Here is a 20170-nt window from a genome sequence, read left to right on the forward strand (position 1 = left end):
CAAGCAAGACCTGCATTTTTTGATTAATTTTCGGCTGCCTCCAGATAAAACGTTTGACTGAATGCGCCGTTAACAGCACTGTCCCAGGCTTCCAAACGCATCCATTTTCTGCCTTTTAACTTGGGACGGAAATTGAATTGCTGTTCACCAAAGGCTTTTGTACTGGTCAAATCGAACTTTTCGCGGTAAACTTTTTCGCCATCGCCGGAGATGATCTCTACGAAATTCATCGGGAACGTCCAGCTCAGTTTCAAACTTACGTCTGCAGTGCCATCGGTGTTCAGTTTGAGCGTTTCCCCGGACAATTTTCCGTTTACTTTTAATTCATGCATCAGCACCTCACCGGTTGTTCCAAAGAATTTACCATGCTGCATCGCATCTACGACGGGTTTCCACCCTTCATCATATCTGGGCAGCTCGTCAAGCATCATGTAATTGACATTCATGTGTGCATACATCTCATTTTCCTTTGTGACAGTAAAAAGATCGGCCTCGGTGATGACCGTTTTTTTCTCACCCCAGTTATTCATGTCATCCAGCAGGTCGAGCACCCGGTTGCCCAGGCGGGGTTGTGAAAGATCTGCCGGCATTGCTTTCCAGGCTGCACCCATAAAGCGGTCTGATTTAAAAAAATCTTCATGGTTGTAAATATCCGGCGTATTAACTGAACCTTTTGTACGCGCATGTGCGGTCCAGGCAAGTCCCTGTTCATCCTGTAACAATTTGAGCATATCATTTTTATCGCCGATATGATACACCTTGCCAAAACCGGGTTTGTTTTCAACGAAGGGTACATTCTTGTTTCGTGACATAATCCAGTAAACCGGCTTTGGGAAAATTTGAAGCCAATGACCCCCGAAAAATTCGTTAGGTTCTTCTCCTGGCATAAGCAGAAAGTCTTTGTCAGAAAGCCGCCTGCACTGCTCAAAGAGTGCCCGCAATTCCCGCAGTCGAAGCGAGTCCGGTCCTTTGGGATGAGCGGTGTAGTGAAATTCTCCAAGATGAACCATATCGACACCCATTTGCTTGAAGACTTCGACAAATTCGGGTTTCTGTGGAACAGGTTTTCCGGCTAACACCACATTCATAATAAACTCATTATGAAAATGGCTCGACATGGTTTTAAAACCCGGCAGTTTAACGTAGCGATCAGAGTTTGTAAACTTTTTAACAGCATCAATCACATCGGTGCCGGAAGCATTACCAATCAGACAGAAAAAATTCAGGCGCTGCTGCGTTCCGGCAGGTGCATTAAACCAGGGCACAAAACGTCGGTCGCCTTCCAGTTCCTGACGGATTCCGATGCCATACTCATCGAGCATTTTCCGGTAATTTTTTCCATGCCAGATAAATTTTAGATTAAAGGCTTCATCCAGCGGATAGAAATATTGATGCGGCGCAGGGAAAATAGCCAATGCGCCATTGGTACTTTGTGCAGCAATAGTACGGTATTTCACGGCAAGATTTTTCGCGGAATCTGCATACTGGATTTCAGCAGATTCGATCTGATCAGCGGTATTGGTCCATGAAAGACTTTTCCACTTCTGAGTACGGCTGATCAGCCCGGCGTCATAGACAATAGCGGAAGCCTCGGCTTGTGTTGACATCACGGCTGCGATGTTAAACAAAGGACTGCCATTGTAAAAGGTTATTTCTAAAACCCCTGAAAACCGGTCGGCTGTGAGACTACCAATACTTACTACCGTGCGGCTGCCAACAGTTTTAACCGTTACGCTGGTTTTTTTAAGGATCACCGGAAATGTTTGAAAAGGCCTTAAAGGAACCTTATCGAAAAATATATTCCATCCATTTTGCGAAAGCAGGTCACGTTTGCCGATTGTCAGCAGAAAAGCGGCGTCCAGATCTTGTGAGACGGTAACAGGCTGTGTTTTACTGCCAAGGGCAATGCGTTTGAACAACGCATTAGCAGGCGACAGATCAAATTGAACCTTCCCAAATTTGCCGTCTCCCGCAGGCCAGATAATTTCTAACAGATCTTTCTGACGGCTCAATGAAGTTTCGCCTTTTGGATTGAACTGCTTTGTATTTAGTATTAACTGGGCATGCAGTGGTGTAACTGCTGTGGCCAGCATGACAATCAGGATAAAAGATCTAAGTTTCATGAAATGGTCTTTAATAAATCTGATATTGATTTTTTCTTATTTGCATAAGCAAAGGCATATCAAATTTTACCCAACTAAGATGAACTGTGTCTGGCTTCTTAGCTTTTACGCATCTGTTTTGAAATCTATTGTGCTGATATATTCCCACGGACCATCCAGATATCGCCAAAGCTGAATTCCGTAAACAGTAAAATCAAAAGGCTCGAAACCGGATGTCAAGTCTGCCTGCAGCTTTTTAGCAACCTGAGATGCCACTTTATTTTGTATTGTAATATGAAAATTTCTTTTCTGACGGTCCTGATTTGTCAAAAGGTCATACCATTTTCGTTGAAGTTTTTGATGCAATAACGACAGCTCAGGTGACTTAATCTTAAAAGCAGTACCATAGCCGAGCGATACAATAGCCTGGGCAGTGGCGTCAAAGGGTTGGCAGTCTCCGGCAATCTCTTCCAAATCCTGAATAATAAAAGGTTTATCGGGCAGGGCATGAAATAGAGTAAGATGTGCATCGATGTAATTGCGCTCAGCAGGAAAATGCTTCTGACGCAGCTGGTTGAAATAGCTTTGCGTAGCGGGTGTAATTGAGAAGGTAGCAATTAATGGTTTATCTTTTGATTTTTCGGCTGACAAATGTATTTGATCCATTACAAGGTTGGTTAGATTTCAAATTAAATGGCAGCGCAGCGTACGCGAAAGGGGCTTTTTAGCCTTTTTTGATTTTACAGAAAATGACCAGTTTAGAGTCTGTAATTTAACCCAAAAACGATCATGCCAGGCAGTAAGTCTTCGTCGGCAATTCATTACGGTTAAATAAGTATGTGCGTTTAAATTTGATTGGAGTTCGCGTAGGTCCGAACTAAGAGAAAATTAACAGCCGGAAGTTCAGCCGATTCCGGGTCATTCACAATTGATGTCCCGCCAGGCTTTACGGCAAATGCTTATGCCGCTACGGGCGACGACCTTATCCGAAAGCAAAAAAGTGCGGGAATGCGCGGAGTAGATGAAAATAAAGATGCTCTGGTGAATAATATCATCCCCCCGCAAGCAATTTGGGGCGACACTGTACTGAGGCGGCTTTCTCTGCTGAACTTGCAACTGGGTCTGACAATGCAGTTCAGGTTCTTGGACTGCGGGCTGTTGAGGGGCAGCCTCTTGTTTTACCAGAAGGCCAATCTCTAATTATACGACCCAAAAATGCCGGCAAATCTCTGGACGGGAACATTGAGGAAGTTGTAATACCTTCCTGCTTTGATGAGGCTTCCCGGGTGGCAGGCGCGAGAGCCGGAGCTGAGCTGGCCAAACTCGGAAGTGCTGTCTTTGGATTAATTACCCACGCAATCAATGTGACGGGTACGATTAAACTCGTCATAACCGGATTGTCGTTTTTGCTGAAAGCACTCAAATCCGATCCCGGCAGAACCTTGAAAATACCAGCCCCAACTCATTTTATATCAAAAGCCTGGGTCGTTCAAAACAAGCACCTGGCGTGAATACCATGTCATTATCCCAGATACCAGTCTGATCGAAAGAACCTATGAAGGTGATGATATGTTCCTGCAAAAGCAAAAAAAAGCCTTGGCAGAAAAGTTGTTATTCCTGGTCTTAACCTTGGTATTTTCCACGGATAACCGAATGATATTGCGTAACCATTCACAGTGCAACTTTCATCTCCGATTACAATCATGTCAACACAAAAATTGTCGCCAGTAATCACCTGACATATTTTCGAAAGGAGCTGGCACAAAATGAATTGATGAGATTTTTGAAATCGGAAAACGTCTGAGATTCAGCTCATGATTTGGTTAACCGTTAGAAACAATTGATATGAAAACCAGCGGTCTTTACTGAGGAACATAAACAAGATCCCTCTCATCAAATCTCCACCTCCGCTATAAACTCCGTTACCTTCCCACCCAACTTCTCTACAACCGATTCGCGAATTGTTGCGTAGATTTGTTCGTTCAATGTGCCGGTTCGTGAGCAATAATCCAGGCTGGTTTTGTCTTTGGTAGTTTTGAAAAACAGGATTCTTTTAATCTCATTGGAAGAGGTGATCAGAAAGGTTCCGATCTGTAATGATACCGCTTCGTTTTCTACTTTGGCCAGGCCGATCTGGAATGCGCCTTTTGAAAGGGAATGCGTGTTTTTCTCAAAGACGGTTATTTTGCCGTTGCTGTCAGCCAGGCCTTTGATGGCATCCAATGTTTTGGTAATGACCTTGATGAATGTACCTCCGAAAGCCGTCAGCAGGATGTCGATAATCACGTTCTGTATGTCGAATACATGCTCCCTTGATTCGAAATGGGTGAATTCAGCTGCCTGGATATTCCAGCCAATATTGTTCAATACATTAACGAATTCTTTATACCATTCCAGACTCTGGTCGTCGCCGGGAAATAGTTTGTTAGCGGCAAGCTGCGCTAGTAAAACGGAATTGAGCACATCATCCCGCCGCTGCCCATCTATTTCGGATACAAAGGAGACAATGCTTTTGGCATTCATGAATGACTGCTCTATTCCTTCGGTAGTCGGTAAGTCTTTGGTTTCTAGGTCTCTGGATATAGGGAAGGTGTTGCTGAGATCGCTGATTTTTAGTTCTTTAAGATATTTTACAGGGTCAATGTTTTGCATGATATGTGTTGGTTATGATTTGTAAGTTTTAATATTTACTGAACCGCAGCATTTGCTTATGAAATGCTGCGGCTGCTTTAAACGATATACTTCAGGCATACACTCTGTTTTCAATATCGCTGATTGCCGCAATAAACTTAGCTGCAACGAGCTCGAAACCTTCATCCACAGGATGTATCTCGTCAAACCATTTATCCCGCTTCACCAGGTTGCGTGTATCAATGAGCGTTACGTTATTTTTGAATTTCCCAGCTAAAGCCTTCATCCTTTCCGCAAACTTATCCAGAATGTAAACGATCAGATTTTCCCGTTCAAGCTGAGGTTTAATTCCTTTGCTAATCATGTATTTACCGCTCCAACTTGACTTTTTCCTATTTTCAGGCAAGGTTGTGTCCACAGGTAGTACGTAGTCATAACAGTGTACCAGAATTTGCAGATCAGGGTATTTGGCGATTAACTCTTCAAACATTTCCGTATATAGCTCATCCAAAGTATTGAGCTGGTTGAAGAAATTCTGATTCAGGTAACGTTTTGAAGTCGTATCACCTGGATCCGGAGGGTCTCTCAAAAAGGTTTGAAATTCTTCACCCAATACATCGTTCCCACCTCCGCTTACCAGGAAGTACCGAGCACCTTCTGCGCCGATGACATTGAGGTATTCCTTTTTCCTGAGATAATTAGACAGCGTATCTCCTGCTTCGGCAAAGCTTTTGATTGCATACCTTTTGTATAGCTGATCGAGAGTATCCTGTAACAGTATCGGGTATTGAAACCACGAGTCACCTTCCGCTACTATACGCAGTCGGGTCGGATCTTTTTTCAGGTTATTGTAACGCTTGTTGCGCTGCGCCGTTTCGATCTTGTTGCCAAGAAATAGTTTTATATCAGCAAAAAGACCTCTTTCATCCTCCGGTACGAGAATTCCTTTCTTCAATTTCCATATCGTCGGCTGCCCGAATTGATCTGTTTCGATATCACAATACAGACCTGATGCGAAGAAGGCTGTTTCTTCCCATACCAATAGTTTTTTTAAAGTATTTGCAGGGATTTCGTTAAAAACCGGATTTATGAAAACAAGATTTAAGGTTTGGGTAATCCAACCTGAGAATTGAACTGACTTTTTCGTTACAAGCCCTTTCAGAAGGCCTCTTTCTTTGTTCGTTGTCAAAGGCGCTGGCAGCTCTTCAAGCGTAAGTGCTTCTGCTACAAAATCTGTTGTGCTGACGATGAATTTGATCGCTTCGAACGTTTTCTCCCAGTTATATTCCCGCTCCACATCTCCAAGCTCAAGATGAATTTGATCTGTTCCGTTAGGGCCCAAAAATACCGACTTCCCCGGCTCTAACAATTGCACTCTCTGCGGCAGGAATTCCAGAAAACAGTCAAATGATTTGCCTAAGTATGCAGCGCATACATACAATTTCTGATCAGCTGTATTTGTAATTGACAACTGTATTTTTCCCTGCCAGTTTCCCTGTATTTTTTCGTATTCCAATGTGGCCGTGCCGCTTGAAATATCGATCGTTTTGATTGTGCCGTCCGCCGTGATTTGGGTTAACTCTATTTTTATTGGTTTGGCAGGAAAACCCTCAGGTATTTTTTGATTTTGCAAATTTTTGATGAAGTGCCACCTTGAAATATGCTGGATCGATTCGATTATGGTTCTGACGTTTTGCTCGCCAACAAATGGAATTGGTTGTATTAAAGGGCGGAACGGATCGTGCGGCAGAGTAATGTAAGCTTCTCCGCTGTTCAGGTGAAAAGTGTAGTCCGCATTTTCGGCTTCACCACTGTCTTTTTCCGACTGTTTGGCACCTGCTTCTCCTCCGAAAGTAAAACCGCCGCTGGCTTTTTGCATTAAAGCTCCGATCAATTCATTTGCTTCTTCCGGTGTTGCGTCGCGGTTTTCAAGTTCGAGTTTTAATTCCTGCGTCAACAATCCTGCTACTTCCGCTTTGTAAATCGTGTTGTTGTCAAGACCTTCCGCGGAGATTTGTGTATAGTCTATAAAAACACCGTTTTTTTTGACTTTCACTTCGATAACAGTTTCTGGTTGCCTGGGATTGCTCAGTTTTATTTTTGAGTCAGTTTTCACTCCGTGAAGCGCGCCCACATTTAATTGCCAGCCGCTTTCATTATTAAAAGTCGCTTCGCAAATCGTTTTTTGCGGATCAATAGGTCGATTGAGAAAACCAATTCCCAACAACTTATCTGCAATAAAAGGTGCGTAGACGCGGGGCGTCTGTTCATAACTTGCCCGCATATACTGGCGTACGCGGCTTCTCAGATTGTTATAGGAAATATTGCTTCCGCAGTCAGTAAGCGTTTTAAGTAGAGTTTTGGTAAAAACGCCTGCCCCTGCAATCTCCAGAGCCGTCTGATCTGACTCACAAGCTGCCATCTGGATATGTGTTCCCTGAGGTAGAAATTCTTCTATTTTTTTTCCATTAATAGCACCCTCTTTAATTGTATCACTAAAAAGGAATTCACTCCATTTTCTTTTTGGGAAAAACTGAGAACCTCTTTCTTCATCTGTTACCCGCCTTTCATTTGTTTCATTACCTTCGCTACCTGCCATCATCAACGCTCCGTTTCTTGTATTATCTCCGGAATGACAGCAGTCGAAAATGGTGACTATATGGGCCTTTGTCTTTTGGGATAATTGATGAATCAGAAAGCGCATCTCTTTGTCTGTGAGAAGAAATTGCGAATGTTTTGTAGTACCGCCATCATAGCAAACCAGGCATTCAAGTCCACCATCTGTTTCGTCCCAAATTTCATCAGCTTCTTCCTGTGTACCGTGTCCCGAATAATAAAAGACAACCGTATCACCCTCTTTTGCCTTGTTAAGATGATCTTTAAAACCGTCTTCAACGCCCTTACGTGTTGCAGCCGAATCAGTTAACGTTTTGATGTTAAACTTAAAATCCGTTCCTGTCTGAAGGTAGTTCTTAACTGCATTGACATCATTGACACATCCTCTCAGCTTTCGTATTCGGTCATATTCATTAATTCCCACCAGCAAGGCATAAAGCTCTGGCTTTTTTACGGAAGCTTCTGCAGTCAATGATTTTTCCTCATAATCGTTAGGATTATAACCTTCGTTGTCAGTCGCTTCCTCTTCCTCCATATCCGTTATGTCTCTGTTTTGCGGATAAAGTGAATCGACCTCTTCTTCGTTTTCAATAACACTTTCTAAATTCCGTGTAGCAGGTGCAGTTGAAACATAATTTGGAGCTTTTACGCCATCGATGACCATTTTCCAGTCGAAAGCCGGACCAACATCCCACTTTCCGCTTGAACGGTAGTTGACATGAGATACAATCCCTTTAAAATTAACAAGCTCGTTGAAGGTTGAATATCGTCTGTCTTCCGGTAAAAAGTCCCTTGGAATACTATACTTCGCAGTAAGAAATCTGAGCAGGATGATCAGGCTGTTAAATTGCTCTGGGGTATAGGTAGGATAATACGACTGATCACGAAACGGATGGTCGATTTTGGTGAAAGCCTGTTTGGTAGATAAAGAACAATATGGATCCGGAGCGCTGATTTTGTCTGTGTTTGGGTCCTTGATACGGGAATAAATTGTTTCGAGATTTCCGTCCTTTGGCACAAGAAACCCGTAATTGGATAGCTCGATACCGATTGTAGCTTTATCCTGTGGATTACCCGTACCCTTTTTATTACCGACTCCTTCACCCAAATGTCCCGACCAGAATTTTGATGGAAACAATTGATAGATCGTTCCGTCGCGGGCAATAACAAAAGGGACAGAAACATGCCGGCTTTGGGTAGTGAGACTCTGCATGTCAGATCTTAGATTTCCGGCAGTGAAATGCAATACGATGCGTTGCTTGGGATGCTCCGTGCCGTAATAGTAATCGGTGGTTTTCGGAGTGTAAACCATTCCGTTTAATGATAAATTCTCGTTGGGAACCGGTAGAGAAAAAGCTCTTAATGCTGCGGCGTTGTCGGTACGAAAGCGTTCCTCTATCTGTGGAAGTGTGTCGAATCTCATTGTTATTTTGGTGAAAGAGATAGGATAAAACAAGTAAATAACAGACTCCAATTTATAGAAAAAAATCTTTAAAGATTCCGTAACTTATTTAACGGTAGCACTTTAAGATTTTCACCGCTGATCAGACTTGGTATATGACTTTAGCTTAGCTATCCAAGCAATCTCGTTGCGAAGCTGCCCTGCATCAAACGGTTCGTAAATTCCGAATCCTTAGTCGTGATTGCAGCAAATTCACTGAAACTCTACCTTACATCAAAACAATAGCGTAGAAGTATTGTCATTGCTGACCGTTAAGTAAATTAGTGCTGCCGGCCATATTTGATAAACCAAAAAGTTCTAAATTGAAGAATAATCAGCCACCATCTCGGTGCAGTTAGACATGGTTCTGCCACACTCCAATTCTTGTATAAATGAACACGCCTGTTGTTTTGTCATATTTTTCCCAAAGTCATGATCCGCATGATCCCTATCTGGAATTTTTGGAGGATGAATACAGGTGCATTGCAGATTGTTGGGAGAAATTTCAGCAAACCGGCTCAGAAAGGAATATCAACGTTGTTTTTCCTGCGAGAGGCAGTGCGGATGCTGGACGTATCGACGATGACATCCGTGCGTTTAAACACCGGGTCATTATCTTTCATTTTAGCGGCCATGCAGGCGCAGAGCAGTTAATTTTCAGTGACAAATCCGCCCGGGCGAAAGGGCTTGCAGGGCTTTTGGGAGAGGCTCCAAACCTGAAAATCGTGTTTCTAAACGGTTGTGCTACACATGATCAGGTAAACCTGCTTTTCAGCCAAAACGTAAAGGCTGTTATTGCTACCAAAGGTAGGGTTAATGACGGGCTGGCAAAGGAATTTTCGTCCAATTTTTATGCTGCGGTTTCTACGACGGATTATACCATTAAGGAGGCATTCAAACATGCAATTAATACACTCATCAAGGATGGACTGATTCCGGAAGATACTTCCACTAACCTGTCGCCATGGAGGGGACTGGTAACCGACTCAGCGGAGGAAAAAGACAGATGGGATTTGTACGTAAAAGAGGGTTTTTCGGCAGAACTGGAAAATAAAAACTGGTGGAAAATTGGTGTTATAAATCCATCAAAAAAGGAAGTACTGACTGGCGGAAATTTCTGGGATCGTATCCATGTTGTTTTGTTTTCTGCGCTTTTTCTGTTAGGAATCGCTATAATCGCTTTCGGTATTTTTTTTAAGGATGATTTTAAGATTGCCGTTATGGGATTGGCGTCAATTTGTATTTCAGCCTTTGGCATGATCAACCAGCGTAGATATGTCACCGCTGAATTTAACGAAGAACTTGTGGATGAGTCAATAATTAAAAAGTTAAGACTTTTTTGATACAACTTGATATGATTGCAAAACAGGAACCCGACAGTACCCGGGAAGATTTTATTGCTCAAATTACGGCTTTGAAAAAGCAAAGTGTCTTTGCTCTTTTGCTGGCACTCGTACTGATCATTACCACTGTATATCTCCTTATCCTGCTGGACCAGAGGAAGACGGAGCTGGCTGCTTCTGAAACAACTTTGATTGCAAAAAATGCGGAACTGAGCACAATGAGTGATAGTGTTCAGAAGATGAACAAGCAAATGGAAACGTGGAGACAGTTGCAGATGCAAACTGAAAAAAACGAAAGAGTCAGAACTGCTTCGCCGATCAGAACAGCTGATGGTTTTATTGTCGCAGCACATATTGATGCCAAAGTAGTACGGGCAAAAAGGTTTTTCGGTTACATTATTTATATCCAGGATCGCAGAAAAAGCGCGATATCAGATACGCTACGAAGCATCTTGACTCTCGAGGGCGCAATTACACCCGCTATTCAACATATAGGATCAGCTATGAAATTTAAAAATTCGGTAAAGTATTTTCATGATAGCGATAAAGGTGCTGCTGAGGATATTCTTTCGCTGCTTCTCAATTTAATAAAAGAAAGAAATTTATCATTAGCCGAAAAGAACCTGCCTGTGATTATCCGGGCAAAAGGAAAAGTACCTGTGGGGCAATTTGAAATTTGGATTGATAATTAGTTTTCGAAGTTGTACAGGATTCTATAAATATTTTAAGCCACATACCGCATCGGTCTATTCCCAGACTGCGTTATTAGTTTGTATCTATCTAGCCTCGCTGGTTAAGTGAAATAGGCCGCAACAAGTCTTTTCGGTTCGCTAAATGACTGTCAAAATCTTCAGCAAAATGTCTATCCTTCACTTTAATATTTCTTCTGCCATTTGGCATAATTTGGTGAGGTAGCGTAGATTATTCATCCGGTACAGTCAAAAACGAAAAGGAATTGGCGTGTCCCTTAAATCGTTTAATCTTTGGAAATCCGCATTTGGAGAAATTGGCGTTAGCTTAAAAAAATCAAAACAATTGGATGAAAATGAAATCAGGCGGATTAAGTGTTTAGGTACATACTCTCGAAGAGATTTATTAAAAAGTTTAAGTCTTAGTTAAAGTGTTATTTGCTAGACAGATAGGAGGAATTCCGAAATGTTTCGAAAAAAATATGGTGTGACGTATCGAAATTAGCCTGTCCTGGCGCATATAATATTGTTTATTGCCACTTTTGTGTAAAGCGAATAGATATCACAGCTTTGCCTATAACATTGCATAAAAATAGTAACATGAAAATAAAAAGTTTTGAGTTGTTTCAGGTTCCGCCGCGGTGGCTGTTTTTAAAAATTGAAACCGATGAAGGTATTGTTGGATGGGGTGAACCCGTCATTGAAGGAAAAGCTGCGACGGTAAGAGCAGCCGTTATTGAACTGATGGAATCGTTGATCGGCAAAGATCCGATGGATATTGAAGGACATTGGAATACGATGTACCGTGGCGGTTTTTACCGAGGCGGGCCGATTCTGATGAGCGCGATCGCCGGTATCGATCAGGCGCTTTGGGATATTAAGGGTAAATTTTATAATGCCCCCGTGTACCAGCTGCTTGGAGGAAAATGCCGTGATAAAATAAAAGTCTATTCATGGATTGGTGGCGACCGCCCGGCCGATGTGGCTAATACAGCGAAAAAATCACTGGAAAGTGGGTTCAAGGCCATTAAAATGAATGCGACCGATGAGATGCAGTATGTAGATTCCTACCAGAAGATCGATCTGGTGTTGCAGCGCGTTGCTTCCATACGTGAGGCGGTTGGTTATGCGCTGGATATCGGGGTCGATTTTCACGGGCGTCTGCACAAACCCATGGCGAAGGTACTGGCAAAAGAGTTAGAGCAGTTCAGGCCGATGTTTATCGAAGAACCTGTTTTGCCCGAAAACAATGAAGCCCTTCGGGAAATCGCCAATCATACCTGCATTCCGATTGCAACCGGGGAGCGTATGTTTAGCCGCTGGCAATTCAAGGATTTATTGACAAAAGGTTATGCAGATATCATCCAGCCGGACTTGTCACACGCTGGCGGCATAACTGAATGCAAAAAAATACTTTCCATGGCAGAAGCTTTTGATGTTGCTGCCGCGCCGCATTGTCCTTTGGGACCAATTGCCCTGGCGGCTTGTCTGCAGGTGGATGCGACCTGCCACAACGCCTTTATTCAGGAGCAAAGTCTTGGTATTCACTACAACCAGGGTAATGATTTAATGGATTATTTATCGGACAAATCTGTCTTTAGTTATCAGGACGGTTTTGTAAATATTCCTTCCGGGCCTGGTCTGGGTATTGAAATTGACGAAGAACAGGTGCGCAGAATGGCGCAGGTGGGTCACAACTGGAAGAACCCATTATGGAAACATGAAGACGGAAGTGCGGCCGAATGGTAGTTGTGCTGGCATGCGGTAAATGCTTAAAGTTTATCGCATGCTACTTACCACAAACAGCATTGACAGCAAAACGGGGTTGAAAAGTTATTGTTTGCCAGCTTTTGAAAACAAGCCAAATTGCATCTTGATAAGTCGTTGTTATATGCAGAAATAAAAGATCTGCGTTATCTGTTTCACAACTTAAACTTGTAAATCAATGAAAAATTTGATTTTTATCCTGACGATTATTTGCTGGAATACGACGGTTTTTGCACAAACAAAAAAGGTTGGCGGACCCTGTGAGGGTTGCGAAGCGATTTACGAAAACACAATTCCTTTTGAGAAACTGGAATCTGTTGTAAAGCTGCCCGGCGCAAGTTGGGACGGACAAAAACCACTCGGCATTAATGGTACTGTCTACCATGCAGATGGCAGCCCGGCTGCCGGCGTGGTGCTTTATCTTTATCATACCGACCAGAAGGGAATTTATCCAAAAAAAGGAAATGAAAAAGGGTGGGGCAAACGCCATGGATATTTAAGAGGATGGTTAAAAACCGACGGAAAAGGATTTTATAAATTTGTTACACTTCGCCCGGCTGCTTACCCCGACAGAAGTGAGCCCGCACATATTCATATTACAGTCAAAGAGCCTGGGATCAATGAATATTATATCGATGAGTTTGTTTTTTTAGATGACTCTTTGCTGACCACCGAAAAGCGGGTAAAACTGGAAAACCGCGGTGGCAGTGGCATTGTAAAGCTTATTGATGTAGGCAATATGTACAAAGGTGAACGGAATATTTACCTGGGTAAAAATATCCCGGATTACCCTGTTAAAAAATAAAACCGGAATACTGACCTGCTAAGGTTTCAATTATTGTTTTTCCAAAATGACTGCCTGCCCGCTTTTTGGAGCTAAACGGATTGGAAGCAGAAAATCCTTTTCAATCACCTGCTGAGATTTAATAATTTCCTGACCTTCGTCGCTGTAAACGGTCATTTTATATTTTTGACCTGACGATAAAAAATCAAGACGAATGTCGGCTTCCCAGCGGTCTTCCGCACAGGCGCTTCCGATGTACCAGTTATCGTTTTTTCTTCTCGCAACGGAAACAAACTTGCCGGGTTCTCCTTTTAAATACTGCGTCTGATTCCAGGTTGTGGGAACAAGTTTAAAAAACTCAGTTTCAATTTCGTTTTTGTAATCGTTTGGATTTCCATACCAAAGTATAGCCTGGATCGGGCTGAAATAAATCACGCTAAGCGCAAGCTGCTGGCCCTTGCTGACCTGTAATTTCGTTTTGAGCAAATTGTCGCTGAAATTACGGTTTGAATTCGGATAACAAAAAGTATAATCAGCAGCTCCGGCCAGGAAACGCGTGAAGGGCAGCATCATATTGTGGTAGGCATCAGGATTGTTTTCATTGCCGCGTATGCCTTCCTGCGTGAGCAAATTCGGGTAGGTTCTGCTTAGCCCGGTGGGTTTGTAGTTGTCATGAATGTTGAGCATCAAACCGTGCTGGTAGACTTTTTCAATGGCTGAAACAAGCCATTTTATCCCGCTTTGGGATAAACCATCTATAAAGCCAAATTTCAATCCGGCCACACCCCAGCTTTTATAAAGCGGAAGCACCTGATCTATCTGGGTTTGCAGCGCTACCCGGTTGACATAAAGGATTACTCCGATTCCTTTGCTTTTGCCATATTCTATTACCTTTTTCATGTCAATGGCTGCGATTACCTTCGTAGCGTCTGATTCTTTCTTGAATTCCGGACCATACCAGCCTGCATCAAACATGATGTATTGAAAATTGTGACTGGCCGCAAAATCAATACAGTCAAGGCCTGCCTGCGTGCTCAGGGAAGATCTGATCAGCTTACCGGGTTTGATCCAGTTTGTTGCGCCGGCAGGTTTTGCGTCAACCAAGCGGAGCGGCAGATCGCTGAACTGATGTAATCCGATGGCATCACGGGAAAAACTGATCGTTCGCCAGGGTGTTTGAAACGAAGGTGTTGTATGAACGCTGTCCTTTAAAAAGCCAATTTTCAAAGTATTTTGACCTTCCGCTTTTTTTAGTATTGCTTTCGTATAGCTACTATTGTCTGCTTCTCCGATCGAAATATAAATGCCTTCACCGACAAGTGTGCTGGGCAGGTCACTCGTTTTTGTCATTTCCGAAATGGCTGTCTCAGTGAACACCGACTCCTGATTGTATTGGTATACTTTGAATTGTCCTGGCAAATTAAATGAGGTGGCTTCGTCAACAATTGTTGCGGGAGTCGTCGATTTTTTTTGCACAAGAGCATACCGAAAAGCCACCGAGCCGTCAAAGATTCTGGCTATGATAGTATATTTAACATCTGTCGCGCGGCAATCCAAAGTGATTTCATTGTGATGGTTGATGATACTGTCGCGCTCGCCATATGGCCAGGCAAATCTTTCATCCACTTCTCGGGCACGTGTCTTCAGGATTTTGGTCTGTTTACTCAGCAGCTTTTGGCCCGGCACGAGTCCCATGGCAGACCAGTCGATAATAATCTTTCCGCTACTGAGAATCCGGTAGACCAGGTTTTTATTTTCATCTACTTTTATCTCAAAACTTGTTTTTTGATCGGGAGAATAAGCGGCAAAGGAATTATTTTGATAACAGTAAGCAGGCTTCGCGCACAAGGCAAAGAAAAGACCTAAACTCAGATAAAAAAAGATTTTACGCATGGCTAAATGTAGTCGGGTATTTATTTATTTATCTGAAGTGGCAAAGCTCCCTTGCAGAGAAGATGCCAACTTCGCTATTATTGATCAGATCACTTTTTTGGCTATTTTTCCATTTTACTCTGAATCAAGGCTACAATTTCCTTTCTGTTTTTTGATTTGGCTAGTTCCAGAGCCGATTTGTGGTCATTTGAAAGCAGCTTTAAATCAGCATTAGCATCTAGTAAAGTCTTAACCACTTCGACGTTATTTTGCCAGATCGCATCGTGTAATGCAGTGTAACCATTGTAAGGGCCCTGTTTGTTGATATCGATATGATATGCGATCAGCAGTTTGGCAGCTTCGTTTCGGCCTGCATAAGCTGCGGCATGAAGCGCCGTTGCTTTCATGCCCGGATCAACAGCGGTCACATCGGCGCCCGCATCCAGAAGCGATTTGACGATCTGGTCATACCCCTTGTAGGCAGCAATCACCAGGGGAGCATCCTGATTTGAATCCAGCTCGTTGACATCTGCGCCATTTTCAATCAGCTGCCCGACGAGCGTGGCGTTGTTTTTATTGATTGCGTTCATTAATGCTGTCATGTCAATCAGTTTTAAAAGTAAATGAACCATCGGTGGTCAGCTATTAAAAGACAAAAGCGGATAAAATCACTCTATCTATGGTGGATAATTTAATGGAATTGTAAGTTTTTGTCCGGTTTACTTTAATTTTATTGTCTTTCTTTATAAAGTTCGTAGTTCGATTGTAAACCGTAAAATAATATCCGGGCAGTATGTTTCAGGAATATATCCAAATCCGCGGTGCGCGAGAGAACAATCTTAAAAATGTTTCTTTGAGCATTCCCAAACGCAAAATAACAATTTTTACCGGCGTGTCCGGCTCTGGCAAATCCTCGATTGTTTTTGACACGATCGCCACGGAAGCCCAGCGTCAGCTCAATGAGAATTTCAGTATGTTTGTCCGCAACTTTCTGCCCAGATATACCCAGCCCAATGCTGACGCAATCGAAAATCTGAGTATGGCCATTGTTGTAGACCAGAAAAGACTCGGAGGGAATTCTCATTCTACAATGGGGACCATCACTGATATTTCACCCGTGCTGCGGTTGCTGTATTCGCGCATCGGTGAGCCGCATGTCGGAAACTCAAATGTTTTTTCCTTTAATGATCCTTTGGGAATGTGTCCTGATTGCAACGGACTTGGCCGCAAGATGGGCGTTGTTGCAGATTCGTTTCTGGATAAAAGTAAATCGCTCAATGAAGGGGCTGTTCAGGTTCCTGTTTTTGCCACCTGGGAAAAAAGTGCTTACGCCAGCTCGGGATTCTTTGACAATGACAAAAAGCTTTCCGATTATTCAGACGAGGAAATGGATCTTTTGCTTTACGGTAAAAACCTTAAATTCAAATTGCAGATTGGCGGCGGCGAGATGAACGCGACGTACCTGGGCATCATCGAAAAATTTGAAAGATCTTATATAAAAAGAGACCTTAAGACCTTATCGGAACGTACCCAAAAAATGGTGGCTCCATACATCGCTTTTGGCCCTTGCTCTTCCTGTAAAGGTACGCGCCTGAGCCAGCTGGCACTGAGTTGCAAAATCAAAAGCATGAACATTGCAGAAATGTCGGCCATGGAGATCTCAGAGCTTTTGGCTTTGATCAGCGAAATTAATGACCCCGTCTCAGAATCGATGGTTGGTACGCTATCAGAAAGATTGCAGCACTTAGTCGATATCGGCCTTGAATATCTGACTTTGGACAGGGAAACGACTACTTTGTCCGGAGGCGAGTCCCAGCGGGTTAAAATGGTAAAGCACCTGAGTAGCAGTCTGATCGATGTGATGTACATCTTCGATGAGCCCAGCGTGGGTTTGCACCCGCGGGATGTACACCGACTCAATGAGCTGCTTGGAAAACTTCGTGACAAAGGGAATACGGTCATTGTCGTAGAACACGATCCGGATGTGATCAAGGTAGCCGATCATATCGTGGATGTCGGTCCGTACGCAGGAAGCAGCGGTGGCCAAATTGTCTTTGAAGGGAAATATGAGGAGTTAACCCAGGCAGACACGCTCACGGGGCGATCTATCCGGAAAACCTTGCCGATTAAGGAAAATACGCGTGAGCCAGCTGGCAAGCTTGCCATAACTCATGCAAATGCAAATAATCTGCATGATGTCAGTGTGGACATCCCTACGGGTGTACTTACAGTAATTACCGGTGTTGCGGGTTCCGGGAAAAGCTCGCTGATCAATCAGGAATTTTTAAAGCAGCATCCAAAGGCCATTGTGATCGACCAGTCGGCAGTAGGAACTTCCACGCGCTCGAACCCGGCAACATACACCGGTGTGATGGACGATGTACGAAAGGTTTTTGCAAAAGCCAATGGCGTGAGCGCTTCCTTGTTTAGTTTTAATTCACAGGGCGCATGCGAGAACTGTCAGGGTACGGGCGTGATTTACACCGATCTGGCTTTTCTTGATGGCATTAAAACACCCTGCGAAATATGTGAGGGAAAACGTTTTAAGGAGCAGGTGCTGACCTATAAACTGGATGGAAAATCAATTTCGGATGTACTTTCATTAACGGTGCGCCAATCGCTGGATTATTTCAGTCAAAAGGAAATCCTGCACAAACTGCGGGCGATGAGCGATGTTGGCCTGGATTATCTTTCGCTGGGCCAGCCTTTGAGCACACTATCAGGCGGTGAATGCCAGCGGATCAAACTGGCCAGCGAGCTGCACAAAAAAGGCAGCATTTATGTACTTGATGAGCCCACGACGGGTCTTCATATGTCAGATATCAGTCATTTGTTGTCCATTATCAATCGTCTGGTGGATGCCGGCAACACCGTCATTGTCATCGAACATAATCTGGATGTGATCAGAAACGCTGACTGGATTATCGATATGGGGCCCGACGGGGGTACCAGGGGTGGAAAGGTAGTCTTTGAAGGTACGCCGCTGCAACTGCTCGGCGCAGAAGGATCGATCACGAGCCGTTATCTTAAAAAAACTTGTCTAAGCTCTGATTGAAATAAATGTTTAAAGTATAAAAGCAAAGCGCTGAAACCGTTTTAGTGATTTCAGCGCTATACTTCGAATATTTACAGTTGACTATTTCCAGAAAGGGGCCTTATCGTAAAAGCGCCAGCTGGTTTTGAAATCCTTGGTGAGCGGCTGATTGGTCAAGATGGCTCTTAACATTTCAACCGGCATTCCGTTTAGTTTTAAAATGGTATCGTTAAATTCCTTGATTGTCATTTTTTTGCTGTCAACAAGCTCCTTTTTCAAGCCTGAAAACTGAATGCCGCCCATCAGGTAAGCCAGCTGGTATAGCGGGCTTATTCTTACAGCAAAAGATCTTCTTACTTCCGCTTCGGCATTGGCGCGCTCAAAGACAACCCGGTCTACCAGAAAGTCGATACATTGTTGCGGTGTCCATTTTCCCAAATGATAATTCATTGAGAAAATCACGCGGGCACTGCGGTGCATTCTCCAGAAGAGCATACCCATTCGGTCCTCAGGTGACTGCGGGAAATTCATATCATAAAGCAAAAATTCCCAGAAAAGCGCATTTCCTTCCGTCCAGAACGGCGTACCAAAAGAGCGGTAGGTTCTAAAACGGTTGTTCTGCATTCTTTGGTAATGGTGGCCTGCAATTGATTCGTGATGCACGGTTGCACGCGAGAAATGCGGATTATTTCCTTTCATGCTCATCAGCCGGTCGTCTATTTCCATTGTGTTGGTAGGGTAGGAAATACTGATCGAAGTTCCGCCGGTAAAAAACGGGTTAACCAGCTGTCTTTCCGGAGACATCATTCTCAAACCCCAGACTTCTTCTGCTAAAGGATCAATGGTAACCAAATCGTGTTTCTTTAAAAAATCTAATGATTCATTAAACAATCTGCGGATCAGCATCGGTTTTTCTCCGGCTTCTACATAGGTTTCTTTTACTTTTTCCTGAGCTGCTTTCCAGTTGGTTCCAAATCCCATTTCCTTCGAGGCTTTGAGTGCTTCGCGGTCGCACCATTCAAACTCCTTATTTGCAATGTCAATAAGTTCTTCCGGCGTATAGTTGATATAATTGTATTTCAATAACTTAATCAGCTCATCACGACCTACCGGTTTTCCTACAATACCGGTTTTATCCATTTGCAGTTTTCCGTTTTCAAGTTTTGTCTGAAAGTCTTTTTCATAACCTGAAAGTTCTTTGGTTAATTTCTCGTACGGTAATGGTATCCACCAGGTATACAACGGATCATAACCATTGTAGAATTCAAACGAGCTGCGCATTGCTGTTTTAATGCCGGTGATGATATTCGTCGCGGTGTAGATATTAAGCACACCAAGATTATCTTCTTTTTTCAATTTTTCTCTTAAAGAAACCACCTGCTTGGTAATTCCCGTGTAGAGTAGTGCCAGTCTTTTAGAATCAGGGACCTTACCTCCATAGCGGCGAAACTTTTCTGCTGCGTAAAGCGAATCAGCGAAAGGAAACCAGCTGGCGACTTTGGCTGCTTCTTCACCTTCCGCTTTTGAAAGCCTTAAATTTTCATCTCTGTCACGTTTGAACATGATATAATCTGCCTTGCATTCCTGCGACAGCCCGTTGAAATTGATCTTTTCAAGTTTGGCTAAGTAATCCTGGTCCAGTTTGGCAAACCTGTTTCTTTTTTCAGGGGAATATTCAACCACATAAGCGATCTGCAAAGAGGCATAGTCGGCATTGTATTTGGTTATGATCGAAGGCATTTCCTGGCAGGGGACAAACTCTGCCGTACTTTGGGAAAATGACTTGCTTGCTGCCAGCAGGGCAATGACCAGCAGCCAGAGTGTTTTCATTTTTGTTCTTTTCATGATTGTTATTTAGATGTTTTCGTTTTTAAAAAGGGATAGGCTGGGG

The 20170-nt window shown here is 43.3% G+C and carries 13 protein-coding genes; 6 read left to right on the forward strand and 7 right to left on the reverse strand.

All coding sequences use genetic code 11. The features are described 5' to 3' along the window. Positions 1 to 23: 23 nt before the first annotated feature. On the reverse strand, positions 24 to 2123 hold the full coding sequence (locus E0F88_RS16710; protein ID WP_165940091.1) for a CehA/McbA family metallohydrolase domain-containing protein: 2100 nt from the start codon (positions 2121 to 2123) through the stop codon (positions 24 to 26). Positions 2124 to 2228: 105 nt separating this feature from the next. After that, on the reverse strand, positions 2229 to 2768 hold the full coding sequence (locus E0F88_RS16715) for a 2'-5' RNA ligase family protein (protein ID WP_131959407.1): 540 nt from the start codon (positions 2766 to 2768) through the stop codon (positions 2229 to 2231). Between the two features lie 404 nt (positions 2769 to 3172). Between E0F88_RS16715 and E0F88_RS16720 the strand changes: the two genes are divergently transcribed. Beyond that, complete coding sequence (locus E0F88_RS16720) at positions 3173 to 3613, forward strand: hypothetical protein (RefSeq protein ID WP_131959408.1); 441 nt, start codon at positions 3173 to 3175, stop codon at positions 3611 to 3613. A gap of 382 nt (positions 3614 to 3995) precedes the next feature. Here the strand turns inward: E0F88_RS16720 and E0F88_RS16725 are convergent, their stop codons facing one another. Both E0F88_RS16725 and E0F88_RS16730 read right to left on the reverse strand, forming a co-directional pair. Further along, positions 3996 to 4754: a hypothetical protein gene (locus E0F88_RS16725; protein WP_131959409.1), complete on the reverse strand. Its 759-nt coding sequence runs from the start codon at positions 4752 to 4754 to the stop codon at positions 3996 to 3998. Positions 4755 to 4845: 91 nt separating this feature from the next. Next, entirely contained in the window at positions 4846 to 8772 is a 3927-nt protein-coding gene (locus tag E0F88_RS16730) for a caspase family protein (protein WP_131959410.1), read from the reverse strand. Between the two features lie 410 nt (positions 8773 to 9182). Here E0F88_RS16730 and E0F88_RS16735 point away from each other — a divergent pair, with 410 nt between their 5' ends. The 4 genes from E0F88_RS16735 (at position 9183) to E0F88_RS16750 (ending at position 13394) form a co-directional block, all read left to right on the forward strand. Next, positions 9183 to 10133: a hypothetical protein gene (locus E0F88_RS16735; protein WP_131959411.1), complete on the forward strand. Its 951-nt coding sequence runs from the start codon at positions 9183 to 9185 to the stop codon at positions 10131 to 10133. An 11-nt stretch (positions 10134 to 10144) separates the two neighbouring features. After that, positions 10145 to 10825: a hypothetical protein gene (locus E0F88_RS16740; RefSeq protein WP_131959412.1), complete on the forward strand. Its 681-nt coding sequence runs from the start codon at positions 10145 to 10147 to the stop codon at positions 10823 to 10825. A 597-nt stretch (positions 10826 to 11422) separates the two neighbouring features. Further along, positions 11423 to 12571, forward strand: a complete 1149-nt coding sequence (gene dgoD, locus E0F88_RS16745) for a galactonate dehydratase (protein ID WP_131959413.1) — start codon at positions 11423 to 11425, stop codon at positions 12569 to 12571. Positions 12572 to 12767: 196 nt separating this feature from the next. Beyond that, on the forward strand, positions 12768 to 13394 hold the full coding sequence (locus E0F88_RS16750; protein ID WP_131959414.1) for a dioxygenase family protein: 627 nt from the start codon (positions 12768 to 12770) through the stop codon (positions 13392 to 13394). A 30-nt stretch (positions 13395 to 13424) separates the two neighbouring features. Here the strand turns inward: E0F88_RS16750 and E0F88_RS16755 are convergent, their stop codons facing one another. After that, complete coding sequence (locus E0F88_RS16755) at positions 13425 to 15266, reverse strand: glycoside hydrolase family 97 protein (protein WP_131959415.1); 1842 nt, start codon at positions 15264 to 15266, stop codon at positions 13425 to 13427. A 101-nt stretch (positions 15267 to 15367) separates the two neighbouring features. Continuing rightward, a complete protein-coding gene (locus E0F88_RS16760) occupies positions 15368 to 15877 on the reverse strand; it encodes an ankyrin repeat domain-containing protein (protein WP_131959416.1) in 510 nt (169 codons plus the stop codon). Positions 15878 to 16038: 161 nt separating this feature from the next. On the opposite strand from E0F88_RS16760, the gene E0F88_RS16765 reads away from it, so the two are divergent. Next, positions 16039 to 18300: an ATP-binding cassette domain-containing protein gene (locus E0F88_RS16765; RefSeq protein ID WP_131959417.1), complete on the forward strand. Its 2262-nt coding sequence runs from the start codon at positions 16039 to 16041 to the stop codon at positions 18298 to 18300. A gap of 81 nt (positions 18301 to 18381) precedes the next feature. On the opposite strand, the gene E0F88_RS16770 is transcribed toward E0F88_RS16765, so the two are convergent. Then, positions 18382 to 20124 (reverse strand): DUF885 family protein, encoded by a 1743-nt coding sequence (locus E0F88_RS16770; protein ID WP_229213791.1) that lies wholly within the window; start codon positions 20122 to 20124, stop codon positions 18382 to 18384. Positions 20125 to 20170 lie beyond the last annotated feature (46 nt).

This window comes from Dyadobacter psychrotolerans, assembly GCF_004349265.1.
GTDB lineage: Bacteria > Bacteroidota > Bacteroidia > Cytophagales > Spirosomataceae > Dyadobacter > Dyadobacter psychrotolerans.